Origin of the sequence: Roseateles sp. DAIF2 (assembly GCF_015624425.1) — a bacterium.
Lineage (GTDB): Bacteria > Pseudomonadota > Gammaproteobacteria > Burkholderiales > Burkholderiaceae_C > Kinneretia.
Genome location: NZ_CP049919.1, coordinates 5,383,184 through 5,396,919, shown reverse-complemented (window position 1 = coordinate 5,396,919; position 13,736 = coordinate 5,383,184). Strand labels below are relative to the sequence as shown.

16 protein-coding genes are annotated in these 13,736 nt (G+C 67.9%); 10 read left to right on the top strand and 6 right to left on the bottom strand.

What is annotated here, in order from left to right; all coding sequences use genetic code 11:
* Positions 1-102 precede the first annotated feature (102 nt).
* Positions 103-1,065, top strand: coding sequence for a porin (locus G8A07_RS24870; RefSeq protein WP_371816393.1), 963 nt, complete (start codon positions 103-105; stop codon positions 1,063-1,065).
* A gap of 68 nt (positions 1,066-1,133) precedes the next feature.
* On the opposite strand, the gene ruvB is transcribed toward G8A07_RS24870, so the two are convergent.
* The 4 genes from ruvB to G8A07_RS24850 form a co-directional block, all read right to left on the bottom strand.
* Positions 1,134-2,192, bottom strand: a complete 1,059-nt coding sequence (gene ruvB, locus G8A07_RS24865; protein WP_195794588.1) for a Holliday junction branch migration DNA helicase RuvB — start codon at positions 2,190-2,192, stop codon at positions 1,134-1,136.
* Positions 2,189-2,758, bottom strand: a complete 570-nt coding sequence (gene ruvA / locus G8A07_RS24860; protein WP_195794587.1) for a Holliday junction branch migration protein RuvA — start codon at positions 2,756-2,758, stop codon at positions 2,189-2,191. The genes ruvB and ruvA overlap by 4 nt, the downstream gene beginning before the upstream one ends.
* Positions 2,759-2,836: 78 nt before the next feature.
* Positions 2,837-3,490 (bottom strand): response regulator transcription factor, encoded by a 654-nt coding sequence (locus tag G8A07_RS24855; protein WP_195794586.1) that lies wholly within the window; start codon positions 3,488-3,490, stop codon positions 2,837-2,839.
* A 99-nt stretch (positions 3,491-3,589) separates the two neighbouring features.
* Positions 3,590-4,831: a sensor histidine kinase gene (locus tag G8A07_RS24850; protein WP_195794585.1), complete on the bottom strand. Its 1,242-nt coding sequence runs from the start codon at positions 4,829-4,831 to the stop codon at positions 3,590-3,592.
* A gap of 95 nt (positions 4,832-4,926) precedes the next feature.
* Here G8A07_RS24850 and G8A07_RS24845 point away from each other — a divergent pair, with 95 nt between their 5' ends.
* The gene (locus G8A07_RS24845) at positions 4,927-5,919 is read left to right on the top strand and encodes a PhoH family protein (RefSeq protein WP_195794584.1); all 993 of its coding nucleotides are present in this window, start codon (positions 4,927-4,929) and stop codon (positions 5,917-5,919) included.
* Entirely contained in the window at positions 5,916-6,359 is a 444-nt protein-coding gene (gene ybeY, locus G8A07_RS24840; protein ID WP_195794583.1) for an rRNA maturation RNase YbeY, read from the top strand. The genes G8A07_RS24845 and ybeY overlap by 4 nt, the downstream gene beginning before the upstream one ends.
* Here the strand turns inward: ybeY and G8A07_RS24835 are convergent.
* Together G8A07_RS24835 and hemB are read right to left on the bottom strand one after the other, a co-directional pair.
* Positions 6,350-7,450, bottom strand: a complete 1,101-nt coding sequence (locus tag G8A07_RS24835; RefSeq protein ID WP_195794582.1) for a magnesium transporter CorA family protein — start codon at positions 7,448-7,450, stop codon at positions 6,350-6,352. The genes ybeY and G8A07_RS24835 overlap by 10 nt on opposite strands.
* Complete coding sequence (gene hemB / locus G8A07_RS24830; RefSeq protein WP_249937132.1) at positions 7,450-8,472, bottom strand: porphobilinogen synthase; 1,023 nt, start codon at positions 8,470-8,472, stop codon at positions 7,450-7,452. The genes G8A07_RS24835 and hemB overlap by 1 nt, the downstream gene beginning before the upstream one ends.
* Positions 8,473-8,765: 293 nt before the next feature.
* On the opposite strand from hemB, the gene G8A07_RS24825 reads away from it, so the two are divergent.
* From G8A07_RS24825 to G8A07_RS24795, 7 genes are read left to right on the top strand one after another with little or no spacing between them, the layout of a single operon-like run.
* The gene (locus G8A07_RS24825) at positions 8,766-9,194 is read left to right on the top strand and encodes a CopD family protein (RefSeq protein ID WP_195794580.1); all 429 of its coding nucleotides are present in this window, start codon (positions 8,766-8,768) and stop codon (positions 9,192-9,194) included.
* A gap of 2 nt (positions 9,195-9,196) precedes the next feature.
* Positions 9,197-10,321, top strand: a complete 1,125-nt coding sequence (locus tag G8A07_RS24820; protein WP_195794579.1) for a VanZ family protein — start codon at positions 9,197-9,199, stop codon at positions 10,319-10,321.
* A gap of 31 nt (positions 10,322-10,352) precedes the next feature.
* Positions 10,353-10,679: a ferredoxin gene (locus G8A07_RS24815; RefSeq protein WP_195794578.1), complete on the top strand. Its 327-nt coding sequence runs from the start codon at positions 10,353-10,355 to the stop codon at positions 10,677-10,679.
* Positions 10,680-10,689: 10 nt separating this feature from the next.
* Positions 10,690-11,307 (top strand): alpha/beta hydrolase, encoded by a 618-nt coding sequence (locus G8A07_RS24810; protein WP_195794577.1) that lies wholly within the window; start codon positions 10,690-10,692, stop codon positions 11,305-11,307.
* Between the two features lie 53 nt (positions 11,308-11,360).
* Positions 11,361-12,509, top strand: a complete 1,149-nt coding sequence (locus G8A07_RS24805) for a D-alanyl-D-alanine carboxypeptidase family protein (RefSeq protein WP_195794576.1) — start codon at positions 11,361-11,363, stop codon at positions 12,507-12,509.
* Positions 12,510-12,544: 35 nt separating this feature from the next.
* Complete coding sequence (locus tag G8A07_RS24800) at positions 12,545-13,426, top strand: D-amino acid aminotransferase (RefSeq protein ID WP_195794575.1); 882 nt, start codon at positions 12,545-12,547, stop codon at positions 13,424-13,426.
* A 21-nt stretch (positions 13,427-13,447) separates the two neighbouring features.
* Positions 13,448-13,723 (top strand): DUF493 family protein, encoded by a 276-nt coding sequence (locus G8A07_RS24795; protein WP_195794574.1) that lies wholly within the window; start codon positions 13,448-13,450, stop codon positions 13,721-13,723.
* The last annotated feature ends 13 nt before the right edge of the window (positions 13,724-13,736 follow it).

Here is a 13,736-nt window from a genome sequence, read left to right as displayed (position 1 = left end):
TCACTTCTTAACATAGGACTGTTGCGAATTAACGTCGGACCCCATTCGGTCAAACCCTAGGACTTCTATACTGCGCCCACATCAGCGAACAAGACCAGGGACATGGACCCTGGCTCCTTCCTCAACTCTCAAAGGCAAATGATGAAAAAGATTGCTCTCGTCGCTGCCCTGGCCGCTGTGTCGGCTTCGGCTTTCGCGCAAAGCTCGGTGACCCTCTACGGCCGTATCAACACCACCGTGGAAAGCCAGAAGGTTGGCAACCAGGACCGCAAGGTGGTCGTGGCCAACAACGCTTCGCGTTTCGGCCTGAAGGGCGCGGAAGACCTGGGTGGCGGCCTGAAGGCTTCGTTCATGCTGGAAAGCGGCCTGGGCTCCGATGACGGTAGCGCCGACACCAAGAACTTCTGGGGCCGTGAGTCCTGGGTGCAACTGGCCGGTTCCTTCGGTGCCGTGCGTCTGGGTAACTTCACCCCCGAGTCCTACTTCGCCACCGCTGACTACGTCAGCATGCACAACCACGACACCGGCTCGTCGGAAGACAAGCTGTACGGCGGCCCCTTCCGCAAGACCAACAAGATCGGCTACTTCACGCCGAACTACAACGGCTTCAGCGGCAGCGCCTCGGTGTCGGCCGGCGAAGGCCAACCCGGCGTGAAAAAGGCTTACGACCTGGCAGCCAACTACGATGGCGGCCCGCTGCACCTGGGTGCTGGCTACAGCAAGGAAGGCGATGCCAACCAGTTCGCCGTCCGCGGCCTGTATGAGCTGGGTGCCTTCACCTTCGGCGGCTACTACCAGCGCGTCGACATCGGCAATGACAAGCGCAACAACTATCGCGTGTCGGGCATGTATGTCCTGGGCCAGTCGGAGTTCCACGTGAACGTCGGCGGCACCCAAGGCCGTGCCGATTTCGCAGGCCAAGGCAAGACCACCCAGTTCACTCTGGGCTACAACTACAACCTGAGCAAGCGCACCAAGGTGTACGCGTACTACACCGACGTGAACGCCAAGCTGAACACCAAGGATTTCAACTCCCTGGCCGCTGGCATCCGCCACAACTTCTGATCCCCGGATCGGATGAAAGAAAAGCGACCTTCGGGTCGCTTTTTTCATGGTCGATCGGGTTTGTTCGCTTACTCGTCGAACAACTGCCCGGCCGTCTTCGGCGGCGCCACGCCCAGATGGCGGAAGGCCGCCAGGGTCGCGATGCGACCGCGCGGGGTGCGCTGCAGATAGCCCTGCTGAATCAGGTAGGGCTCGATCACATCCTCGATCGTGCCGCTCTCCTCGCCGATCGCCGCGGCGACATTGTCCAGGCCGACCGGGCCGCCGTCGAAGCGGTGCACCACCGCCTCCAGCAGCTTGCGGTCCATCAGGTCGAAGCCCTGCGGGTCGACATCGAGCATCGCCAGTGCCTTGTCGGCGATCGCCTTGGTGATGCGGCCATCCCCCTTCACATCGGCGTAGTCGCGCACACGGCGCAGCAGCCGGTTCGCGATACGCGGCGTGCCGCGTGAACGGCGCGCCACCTCAAGCGCGCCCTCCGGGTCGATCGGTGCATTCAGCAGGCCGGCGGAGCGGGTGACGATGCGCTGCAGTTCCTCGGCGGTATAGAACTCCAGCCGCGCGACGATGCCGAAGCGGTCGCGCAGCGGGTTGGTCAGCATGCCGGCACGCGTCGTCGCGCCGACCAGGGTGAAGGGCTGTAGGTCCAGCTTGATCGAGCGCGCGGCCGGGCCCTCGCCGATCATGATGTCGATCTGATAGTCCTCCAGCGCGGGATAGAGGATTTCCTCGACGACCGGGGAGAGGCGGTGGATCTCGTCGATGAAGAGCACATCGTTCTTCTCGAGGTTGGTCAGGATCGCCGCCAGATCCTTGGGCTTTTCCAGCACCGGCCCGGAGGTCTGGCGCAGATTGACGCCCAGCTCGGCCGCGATGATGTGGCTCAGCGTGGTCTTGCCCAGGCCCGGCGGGCCGAACAGCAGCACATGGTCCAGCGCCTCGTTGCGCTTGCGCGCCGCGCCGATGAAGATCTCCAGCTGCTCGCGCGCCTTGCCCTGGCCGACATACTCGTCCAGCAGCTTGGGCCGCAGCGCGCGTTCGATCGCCTCCTCGTTGGGCGAGGTGGCGACGGCGCTGATGACGCGCTGCTGCGGCGCCGGGCTGAAGTCGTCGGTTTGGATGCTCATGACAGCTTCTTCATGGCCAGCTTGATGCCTTCGCTGACGCCCACATCGGGCGGCAGCGCCTTCAGCGCCGCGCCGGCTTCCTTCTCGCTATAGCCCAGCGCGACCAGGGCCTGCAGGATGTCGGCCTGCGCATCGTTGGCCACGGCCGCCGGCAGGGCCAGATCCGGCCCCAGCTTGCCCTTGAGCTCCAGCAGCAGTCGCTCGGCGGTTTTCTTGCCGATGCCCGGCACCTTGACCAGGCGACCAGCCTCCTGCTTGGAGACGGCCTGGGACAGCTCGGCCACCGACAGGCCCGACAGCAGCGACAGCGCCATCTTCGGGCCGACGCCGCTGATCTTGATCAGCAGGCGAAAGGTGCTGCGCTCCTCGGCGGTCAGGAAGCCGAACAGCACATGGGCATCTTCGCGGATGCTCAGATGCGTCAGCAGGCTGGTGCGCTCGCCCAGGCCCGGCAGGTTGAAGAAGGTGCTCATCGGCACGTCGAGCTCGTAGCCGACGCCCTGCACATCGATGAGAACCTGCGGGGGCGTTTTTTCCGCGATGACGCCGGTGAGCTTGCCGATCATGGCCGCGGATTATCCGCGTTTGGCGCGGGCCGGCTGGGTATTCGTCCAGTATTTTGCCGAGGCGCGCCGCCGGCGCGCTCAGTTGCGGCCGAACAGTCCCAATCGCTGGGCTTCGAGAGCGGCTTCGGCGCGCGAACTCACATTGAGCTTGCGATAGATCTGTTTCACATAGTCGGCGATCGTGTGGCGCGACAGGCCCAGTTGCACGCCGATCTCCGGCAGGGTGAAGCCCTTGGCGACGCGCAGCAGCACCTCGGTCTCGCGGTCGGTCAGCGAGACCTCGTGCAACAGCGCGGCGGCCTGCGGGCGGCTCTGCGCGGTGAAATAGGCGATCACCTTGCGGGCGATCGAGGGCGACAGCGGCGGTTCGCCCTGGCTGATGCGCTGCAACTGCTCGACGAGCAGCTCGCGCGACTGCTCCTTCAGCAGATAGCCGAAGGCGCCGGCTTGCAGCGCGGGGAACAGGTGCTCGTCGTCGTCGTGGATCGTGACGATGACCGACTGCACCTCGGGCTGCTGCTCGCGCAGCGCGGTCACCACCTCGACGCCGGAGCCGTCGGGCAGGCCCAGGTCCAGCAGCGCCAGGGTGAAGCGCTGGGTCTGCACCTGCTTCAGCGCGTCCTGCACGCGCGAGCATTCGGTGATCTGGGCATTCGCGAAGATCTGCTTGACCAGGGCCTTGAGCCAGGCGCGGATCTCGGGGATGTCTTCGAGCAAGAGGATATGGTTCATGTCTTGTGCTTCCTTCCCGCAGGCGGGCGGCGGCCCGATGCTTGCAACTTAGCTTTTATCGGCGCGCTTGCCAATGACTGCAGCGCGCCGGCCTCATGTTCAGAGTGGAATCGTGAGACGGATCACGGTTCCCCAGCCCGGCCCGGATTCGACCAGGCATTGGCCATGCATCTGCTTGGCGCGCGATTTCATGCTGGCCATGCCATGGCCCTTGTCCAGGCGCCCGTCCAGCTCGGTCGAGATGCCCTGGCCATTGTCCTGGATCACCACCAGGAAGTCGCCCTCCTGCACGGTGCAGCTGACGGTGCAATGGGTGGCGCCGCTGTGCTTGATGATGTTGCTGACCGCCTCGCGGAAGATGCGCGTGGTCTGCACATAGGCGCGCGCCGGCAGGGTGTGCACCACGTCCTCGGCCGGCGCCTTCCACTCGGCCAGGATGTTGGCCTGGCCCAGGCGCGACACCACCTCGGCGCGCCAGTCGCCCAGGGCGTCCAGCAGCTGCACCGGCTTGCCGGTCAGGCCGCGCACCGACAGGCGCATCTCCTCCAGCGCCTCGCGCGCCAGGGTCGAGATGCGGTCCGATTCGCTGGTGTGGACGATGGTCAGCAGTTTGGCGCCGAGGTCGTCGTGCAGGTCGGCGGCGATGCGCTTGCGCTCGCGCTCGGTCACCTGCTCCAGCTTCTGTTCGGCCATCTCGCTGTAGTTGCGTTCGATGTCGGCCACCTTGGCCTGCACATGTTGCTCCAGCTCCAGCTGGCGGCGCTCGGCCGCGTCGCGCGCGCGGGTGATGCCCAGCACCAGCTGCAGGCCCAGCACCAGCCACAACGGCGGCAGCGCATAGGCCAGCACCGGCCAGGGCCCCAGCTCGGCCAGCAGCGCCACGCCGCCGGCGATCAGCAGCGGCGTGGCGGGGCCATCGTCCAGCAGCAGGCCGGGGTTGCGCAGGCGCTGCGCGATCGCGGCCAGCAGCTCCAGCGCCAGCAGCGCGCTCCAGGCCTGGCTCAGGCGCGGCGCCAGCTCGGGCAGCAGCAGCAGGCTGGCCGGCAGCAGCAGCGCCTGCAGCGGCAGGGCCCAGTAGAGCCAGGGCTGGCGCGCGCCCATGCTGCGCTGCAGATAGATGATCATCGCGGCGGCGGCCCAGGGCAGCAGCGCCGGCTGCAGCAGGGCCTGCGGCAGCCCGGGCAGTTCGCCCAGGAAGCTGCGCAGCGCCCAGATGCCCATGGCCGCGGCCAGCCAGCCCCAGTGGCGTTCACGGGCGTGGCGCTCGGCCAGCAGGCCCAGCAGCAGGCCCATCGGGACCAGCATTGCGCTGAGCAGCAGGGGAAGGCTTGTGCTTTGCATGGGGCGCGATTGTGCAGGAAGCCCGGGCGTGGCGGCCTGGGGCATGTACCGGCGACAATGGACGTCCCCGCTTCGTCCGACCGCGAGATCCCGACTTGATACTCCGACAGCAATTCACCCCGATCGACAACCACCGCCTGGCGCATCTGTGCGGCGCGCTGGACGAGCATCTGCGCCAGATCGAGACCGCGCTGGGCCTGCGCATCACGCGCCGCCACGAGCAGTTCCGCATCGAGGGGCCGAAGGCCGCGGCCGAGCGGGGTCAGGCCTTGCTGGCGGCGCTGTACGAGCGCGCGCGGCGCAGCATCCCGCCCGAGACCCTGCAGCTGGCGATCGCCGAGGCGCTGGCGGACCTGGGCGCGGCCGCCAAACCGGCCGCCGGCAAGCCCGCCGTCGCCGGCACGCAGGAGGTGGTGCTGCGCACCCGCCGCGCCGACCTGGCCGGCCGCACGACCAACCAGCACGACTACCTGCGCTATATCCTGAACCACGACATCACCTTCGGCATCGGTCCGGCCGGTACCGGCAAGACCTTCCTGGCGGTGGCCTGCGCGGTGGATGCGCTGGAGCGCTCGACGGTGCAGCGCATCATCCTGACCCGCCCCGCGGTCGAGGCCGGCGAGCGCCTGGGCTTCCTGCCCGGCGACCTGACGCAGAAGGTTGACCCCTATCTGCGCCCGCTCTACGACGCGCTCTACGACCTGATGGGCTTCGACCGCGTCACCAAGGCCTTCGAGAAGGGCCTGCTGGAAATCGCGCCGCTGGCCTTCATGCGCGGCCGCACCCTGAACCATGCCTTCGTGATCCTGGACGAGGCGCAGAACACCACGCCCGAGCAGATGAAGATGTTCCTGACCCGCATCGGCTTCGGCAGCAAATGCGTGGTCACCGGCGATACCAGTCAGATCGACCTGCCCAAGGGCATGACCAGCGGCCTGGTCGACGCCGAGCGCGTGCTGGCCCGGGTCAAGGGCATCGCGATGACCCGCTTCACCAGCGCCGACGTGGTGCGCCATCCGCTGGTGGCGCGCATCGTCGATGCCTACGAGAAGCAGGCCAAGAAGAAGGCGGCGGAGCAGCAGCCATGAGCCGGCCCGAGCTGAGCCTGTCGCTGCAGTTCGCTGACCCGCGCCACAAGGCCCTGCTGCCGCGCCACAAGGTGCAGCGCTGGATCCGCGCGGCGCTGGAGCTGCCCGGCGAGATCGCGGTGCGCATCGTCGATGCCGAGGAGGGCCGCCAGCTCAATCACGAGTTCCGCGGCAAGGACTACGCCACCAATGTGCTGACCTTCGACTACAGCCACGAGCCGGTGGTCGGCGCGGACCTGGTGATCTGCGCCGAGGTGGTCGAGCGCGAAGCGAAGGAGATGGGCATCGCCATCGCCGACCATTACGCCCATATGCTGGTGCATGGCACCCTGCATGCGCAGGGCTACGACCACGAAGAGGACGACGAGGCCGAGTGCATGGAGGCGCGCGAGAGCGAGATCCTGCGGGGGCTCGGCTTCGCCGATCCCTATCAGCGTTGAGTGCCTAGATAACGCTTGCGCCAGAAGAAGGCGCCCAGCCCGAGGCCAACCAGGGCCATCAGCCCGAAGGCGATCCAGAAGCCGCGGGCGCTGTGGATCAGCGGCAGCGCGTCGAAGTTCATGCCGAAGATGCCGGTGATCAGGTTCAGCGGCAGGAAGATCGCGGTCAGCACCGTCAGGGTGCGCATGATGCTGTTGGTGCGATGGCCCAGCGCCGAGAAATGCATCTGCACCGCGGATTCGGCCGAGGACTCGAGCCGCCGCACATGGGTCAGCACCCGCTCCACATGCTCCAGTACGTCGCGCGAGCGCACCCGCAGCAGTTCGCGCTCACGCTGCTGCTGGGCGTTGGCGGAGGGCGGCAGGTCGTCCAGCGCATCGATCCATTCCTGCACCGCGCTGCGCTGGTCCTCGCAGGTGTCCTCCAGCCAATGCAGGGCATTGCGCGAGTCCATCAGCACGGTCCATTCGGTGAAGCGGCTGTGCGGCGCCAGCAGCGCCTGCTGCAGGGTGTTCAGGTGCCGGCTCAGCAGGCGGCGCAGCTCCAGATAGCTGTCCACCATGTGGTTGACCATGCGCAGCACCAGCTCGGCCGGGCTGGTCGGCAGCCGCGCGCTGCCGCGGAAATCGGCCGCGCCCTGGGCCAGCTTGCCCAGGCGGTCGGCAAAATAGTCGCGCACCAGGCAGTCGGTCGGGTGCACGCTCAGCAGCACGCGGTCGAACACCGCGAAGCCGACCGGGCTGGTGTCGATCGCCTTCAGCGCGCGCTGCGCCGAGGCCAGGGTGCCATGGCTCTCGTCCAGGAACAGCTGCTCGCTGCCGGGCGCGGCCGCCAGGCGACGGAACACCAGCAGGTCGTACCAGGAGGTGTAGTCGTAATGCGAGGGCAGCTGGTTGTTCAGCAGGTCGGAGACATGCAGGTCCACCAGCTGGCCGCCGGTCCAGGCCTGCAGCGCCGCCTGCACCGCGGCGACCTGGGTCTCGAACTCGCGCCGCCCGTAGCCCACCCACAGAAAGCCCTGCTCGGGCAAGCGCTCCGGCAGGGTCTGCAGCTCGGTGAAGCGCTCGCCCTGGATGTGGAAGATGCGCATCAGCCCTTCTTGAGCAGGCGTGCCGCGTCCAGCGCGAAGTAGGTCAGCACGCCATCGGCCCCGGCGCGCTTGAAGGCCAGCAGCGATTCCAGCATCACCGCGTCATGGTCCAGCCAGCCGTTCGCGGCCGCGGCCTTCAGCATCGCGTACTCGCCGCTGACCTGGTAGGCGAAGGTCGGCACGCGGAACTCCTCCTTCACGCGCCGCACGATGTCCAGGTAGGGCATGCCGGGTTTGACCATCACCATGTCCGCGCCCTCGGCCAGGTCCAGCGCGACCTCGCGCAGCGCCTCGTCGCTGTTGCCAGGGTCCATCTGATAGGTCTTCTTGTCGGCCTTGCCCAGATTGGTCTTCGAGCCCACCGCGTCGCGGAAGGGGCCGTAGAAGGCGCTGGCGTACTTGGCGCTGTAGGCCATGATGCGGGTGTGGATGTGGCCGTCGGCCTCCAGCGCCTGGCGGATCGCGCCGACGCGGCCGTCCATCATGTCGCTGGGCGCGACGATGTCGACGCCGGCGCGGGCCTGGACCAGGGCCTGCTGCGTCAGGATCTCGACGGTACGGTCGTTCAGGATGTAACCCCGCTCGTCCAGCACGCCGTCCTGGCCATGGCTGGTGTAGGGGTCCAGCGCCACGTCGGTCAGGATGCCCAGCTGCGGGAAATTTTCTTTCAGCGCACGCACCACGCGCGGGATCAGGCCGTCGGGATTGGTGGCTTCCTTGCCGTCGGGCGTCTTCAGCGCCGGATCGATCGCCGGGAACAGCGCCAGCACCGGGATGCCCAGTGAGACGCATTCTTCGGCCACCGCCAGCAACCGGTCCAGGCTCAGGCGCGCGACGCCGGGCATCGAGGGGATCGGCTCGATCTTGTCGACGCCCTCGTGCACGAACACCGGCAGGATCAGGTCGTCGGTGCCGAGCGCATGTTCGCGCACCAGGGCTCGACTGAAGGCATCGCGGCGCAGGCGGCGGGGACGGCTGGTGGGGAAGGGCGCGGGCAGCGCGAAGGCGCGGGAGGACGACAAGGGGACACTCCGAGAATGAGGGGGTTGGGCCGAGGATCGTGCCAATCTGCTCACTCTACGCAACATCCCGTAGAGACGCGGCCGAGAGCCCTCTGTTAAACTTGTTCCCGAATGATAGCCGCAAGGTCGTCATTCCCTGCTTTTCCTCCCTGAGCAGGAGCCTTGACGTGATGACAGCGAAAAGGCTTTCCAACCCCGGCTTCGAGCCGGGGTTTTTTTTGCCCGGGTGAGCCCTGTGCGGCCAGCGTGGGAGCGCGAAGCCGGCATCATGCCCCGCGCCTTATGATGAGCCGATGCTCTGGATCAAAGCCCTCCACATCGTCTTCGTCGCGGCCTGGTTTGCTGGCCTGTTCTATCTGCCCCGCATCTTCGTCAACCTGGCCCAGGTGCCGGGCGACAGCCACGCCGAACGCGAACGCCTGCTGCTGATGGCGCTGCGCCTGTACCGCTTCGCCACCCTGTTGATGATCCCGGCCCTGCTGTTGGGGGTGGTGCTGTGGCTGTACTTCGGCATCGGCCGCGGCCCGGGCAATGGCTGGATGCATGCGAAGCTGAGCCTGGTGCTGCTGGCGATCGGCTATCACCACTACTGCCGCACCCTGCTGCGCCGCTTCGAACAGATCGCCAACAAGCGCAGCGAGCGCTGGTTCCGCGTCTTCAACGAGGTCTCGGTGCTGGGCTTCGCGGCCATCGTGATCCTGGTGGTGGTCAAGCCCTTCTGACGATGGGCTGGCTGCCGTCCCGCCTGCCGCCGCGGCGCAGTTCGGCCACCCTGCTGGCCTGGGCCTACGCGGTGCTGGTGGTCTATGCGAGCCTCTATCCCTTCGGACCCTGGACCTGGCCGCCCGGCCTGAGCGCGCGCGACCTGGTCGGCCTGCCCTGGCCCAAGTACTGGGGCGGCTTCGACGTGCAGGCCAATCTGCTGGGCTATCTGCCGCTGGGCCTGCTGCTGTTCGCGGCCGCGGTGCGCAGCGGGCGCGGCTTGGTCGCGGCGCTGCTGATCGGGTTGGCTTTGCCGCCGGCCCTGTCCTTCCTGATGGAGAGCCTGCAGTATTTCCTGCCGCGGCGCGTGCCCTCGCTGGTCGACTGGCTGCTCAACGCCGGCGGCGCGGCCGCCGGCGTGCTGCTGGGCCTGGTGCTGTACCTGCCCGGCGGGCTGACGCGCTGGCAGGCGCGGCGCGAGCATTGGTTCGTGCCGCACAGCGCCGGTGCGCTGGCGCTGCTGGCCCTGTGGCCGATGGGCCTGCTGTTCCCGGCGCCGGTGCCGCTGGGCCTGGGCCAGGTGCTGCCGCGCCTGCAGGAGCTGGCGGCCAGCGCGCTGGAGGACACGCCCTGGGCCCTGCAATGGGAGCCGGGGCCGCTGCCCGATGCGCCGCCGCTGCCGCCGGGGCTGGAGGGCATCACGATCGCGCTGGGCCTGCTGGCGCCCTGCGTGCTGGCGCTGTCGGTGGCGCGGCCGGGCTGGCAGCGCCTGGCCCTGGTGTTCGGCGCCGCGGCGCTGGGCGTGCTGAGCACCGCGCTGTCGACCGCGCTGAACTTCGGCCCGCAGCATGCCTGGGCCTGGCTGACCGTCAGCAGCTGGCCGGGGCTGGCGCTGGGCCTGGGTCTGGCCTGCATCCTGTGCGCCTTCTCGCGCCGCGCCTGTGCGGCCTGGGGCCTGGTGGCGGTCTGCGCGCTGATCGCGCTGGTCAGCGAGGCGCCCAGCGATCCCTATCTGGCGCAGAGCCTGCAGGGCTGGGAGCAGGGGCGCTTCATCAGCTTCTACGGCCTGGCCCAATGGATCGGCTGGCTCTGGCCCTTCGCGGTGCTGGCCTGGCTGCTGGCGCTGCTCGCCCACCGCGATACATAAGTAAAAACCCGAGCTGCCTACAATGGCGGCCATGAGCTATTTCCAGCGCCACATCTTCTTCTGCCTCAACCAGCGCGAGAACGGCGAGAACGCCTGCGCCCAGCATGGAGCGCAGGCCGGCTTCGATCACTGCAAGTCGCGGGTCAAGCAGCTGGGCCTGGCCGGCAAGGACGGCGTGCGTGTCAACAAGTCGGGCTGCCTGGATCGCTGCGCCGGCGGGCCGGTCGCGGTGGTGTATCCGGAGGCGGTCTGGTACAGCTATGTCGACCAGAGCGACATCGACGAGATCGTCGAGGAGCATCTGCAGCATGGCCGCGTGGTCGAGCGCCTGGTGCTGCCCGACGCGATCGGCCGCTGAGGACCCGCGCATGAACTCGCAGACCGAAAAGCTGCTGATCGCCGGCCCGGCCGGTGCGATCGAATGCGCGATCGACCGCCCGGCGGCGGAGCGCGTGCCGCGCGGCGTCGCGGTGCTGTGCCACCCGAACCCGACCCAGGGTGGCACGATGGACAACAAGGTCGTGCAGACCCTGGCGCGCGCCTTCGTGCAGCTGGGCTATCGCGCGGTGCGCTTCAACTTTCGCGGCATCGGCAAATCCGAGGGCGTGTGGGACGAGGGCCGCGGCGAGGTCGACGATGCGCTGGCCGTGATCGCGGCGCAGCGCGAGGCCGGCCTGCCGCTGGCGCTGGGCGGCTTCTCCTTCGGCGGCTATGTGGCCTCGCGCGCGGCGCTGCGCCTGAGCGAGGGCGAGAAGCCCGAGCGCCTGGCCCTGATCGGGCCGGCCGCCAGCCGCTTCGACATGGCCGCGGTGCCGGCCGACAGCCTGGTGGTGCATGGCGAGGTGGACGATGTGGTGCCGCTGTCCGCCGTGCTGGACTGGGCGCGGCCGCAGGCCCTGCCGGTCACCGTGGTGCCCGGCGTCGGACATTTCTTCCACGGGCAGCTGCCGCTGCTCAAGGACATCGTGGTGCGCGGCTGGCATTGAGGCCGGCCGCGCATCGTTTCTTGTTTCTTCCCTTTTTGAGGTCCCCCGTTCCGATGAAGCGTTTGATTGCCTTTGCGCTGGCCGCCACCGCGGCCTTCAACACCCTGGCCCAGGCCCCGCAGCCGCCCGAGATCGCGGCGCGCAACTATCTGCTGCTGGACGTCACCGCCAACAAGGTGCTGGCCGAGCGCGAGGCCGATGTGCCGCAGGATCCGGCATCGCTGACCAAGCTGATGACGGCCTATATCGTGTTCAACGCGCTGAAGGAAAAGCGCCTGACCCTGGACCAGCCGCTGACCGTCTCCAAGCGCGCCTGGGACGAGCGCAAGGGCGATCCCTCGCTGATGTTCATCGACACCACGATGACGCCCAAGGTCGATGAGCTGCTGAAGGGCATGATCATCCAGAGCGGCAACGACGCCTCGGTGGCGCTGGCCGAGGGCGTGGGCGGCACGGTCGAGCAGTTCGTCGCGATGATGAACCGCCAGGCCCAGGCCTGGGGCCTGAAGAACACCGAGTTCAAGAACGTCACCGGCATCACCGAGCCGGGCCACAAGAGCTCGGCGCGCGACATGGCGACGATCGCCTCGCGCATCATCACCGACTTCCCCGACTACTACGCCTACTACTCGCAGCGCGACTACGTCTTCAACAAGATCAAGCAGCACAACCGCAACCTGCTGCTGGGCCGCGACCCGAGCGTCGACGGCATGAAGACCGGCTTCACCGATGCCGCCGGCTACTGCCTGGTGGCCAGCGCGCAGCGCGAGTTCCCGAACGGCAAGCGCCGCCTGCTCAGCGTCGTGATGGGCACGGCCTCGAAGGAGGCGCGCGCCACCGAGAGCCAGAAGCTGCTGAACTGGGGCTATGCGGCCTTCGACGCGGTACGCCTGTTCGACAAGGACCAGGCCGTCTCCACCGTGCCGGTCTGGAAGGGCGCCGCGCCCGAGGCCAAGCTGGGCGCGCTGGGGCCGGTGTTCGTCGCGGTGCCGCGCGGCGAGGGCGGCAAGCTGCAGACCAAGGTCGAGCGCACCGACCCGCTGGTCGCGCCGTTGACCAAGGGCCAGCGCGTCGGCACCCTGAAGGTCACGACCACCACCGGCGTGGCCGTGGCCGAGGTGCCGCTGGTGGTGCAGCAGGACGTGCCGCTGGCCGGCATCTTCGGCCGCGCCTGGGACGCGATCCGCTTGTGGATCAAATGAGCCGCCGCGCTTAAGCTAGTTCAAGGAGGTCTCGCATGATCACCAATGCCCTGCCCGACGTGCAGTGTTATCTGAACGGCGACTACGCCCCGCTGGCCGAGGCCAAGATCTCGGTGCTGGATCGCGGCTTCATCTTCGGCGACGGTGTCTACGAGATGATCCCGGTCTATGGCCGGCGCCTGTTCCGCTTCGAGCAGCACATGGACCGGCTGGAGCGCAGCCTCGCCAAGCTGCGCATCCCGAACCCGCTGGGGCGCGAGCAATGGCTGGCGGTGGCGCGCCAGCTGATCGCCGACCTGCCGGCCGAGGATCAGTGGGTCTACATCCAGATCACGCGCGGCCCGGCGCCGCGCAACCATGTGATGCCCAAGGAATGCCAGCCGACGGCCTTCTCCTATGCGGTGCCGGCCAAGCTGCCGACGCCCGAGGAGCGCCATCACGGCGTGGCCTGCATCACCGCGCGCGACTTCCGCTGGGAGCGCGGCGACATCAAGAGCGTGTCGCTGCTGGGCAATGTGCTGGCGCGGCAGATCTCGGCCGATGTCGGGGCCTGGGAGACCATCATGTTCCGCGACGGCCATCTGACCGAGGCGGCCTCATCCAACGTCTGGATCGTCAAGGAGGGCGCGCTGCTGGGCGTGCCCAAGAGCGAGCAGGTGCTGGAGGGCATCCGCGTCGAGCTGCTGCGCGAGCTGTGCGAGGACTGCGGTATCGGCTACAACCTGCGGCCGATCACCGAGGCCGAGGTGCTGTCCGCCGACGAGATCATCATCAGCTCGGCGACCAAGGAGATCCTGCCGGTCACGACCCTGGATCGCGAGCCGGTCGGTCATGGCGCGCTGCACGGCAAGCCCGGCCCGGTCTACGCGCGCCTGTTCGAGGCCTACCAGCGCGCCAAGCAGTTGCAATCGATCTGAGTGACAGGAAGCACAGCAGCCATGCGTGAAATCTCCCCCGAAGAATCGCTGATCGAATACCCCTCGCGCTTCCCGATCAAGGTGATGGGCGCCCATGTCGAGGGCTTCATCGAGGCGATCGCCAGCGTCGCGCGCCAGTTCGATCCCGGCTTCGACGCCGCGACGATCGAGCAGCGCCCCAGCAAGGCCGGCAACTATCTGGGCCTGACGATCACCGTCACCGCGACCAGCCGCGAGCAGCTCGACGAGCTGTATCGCACCCTGAGCACCCATCCCATGGTGAAGGTCGTGCTGTAAGCGCCCGACCCGC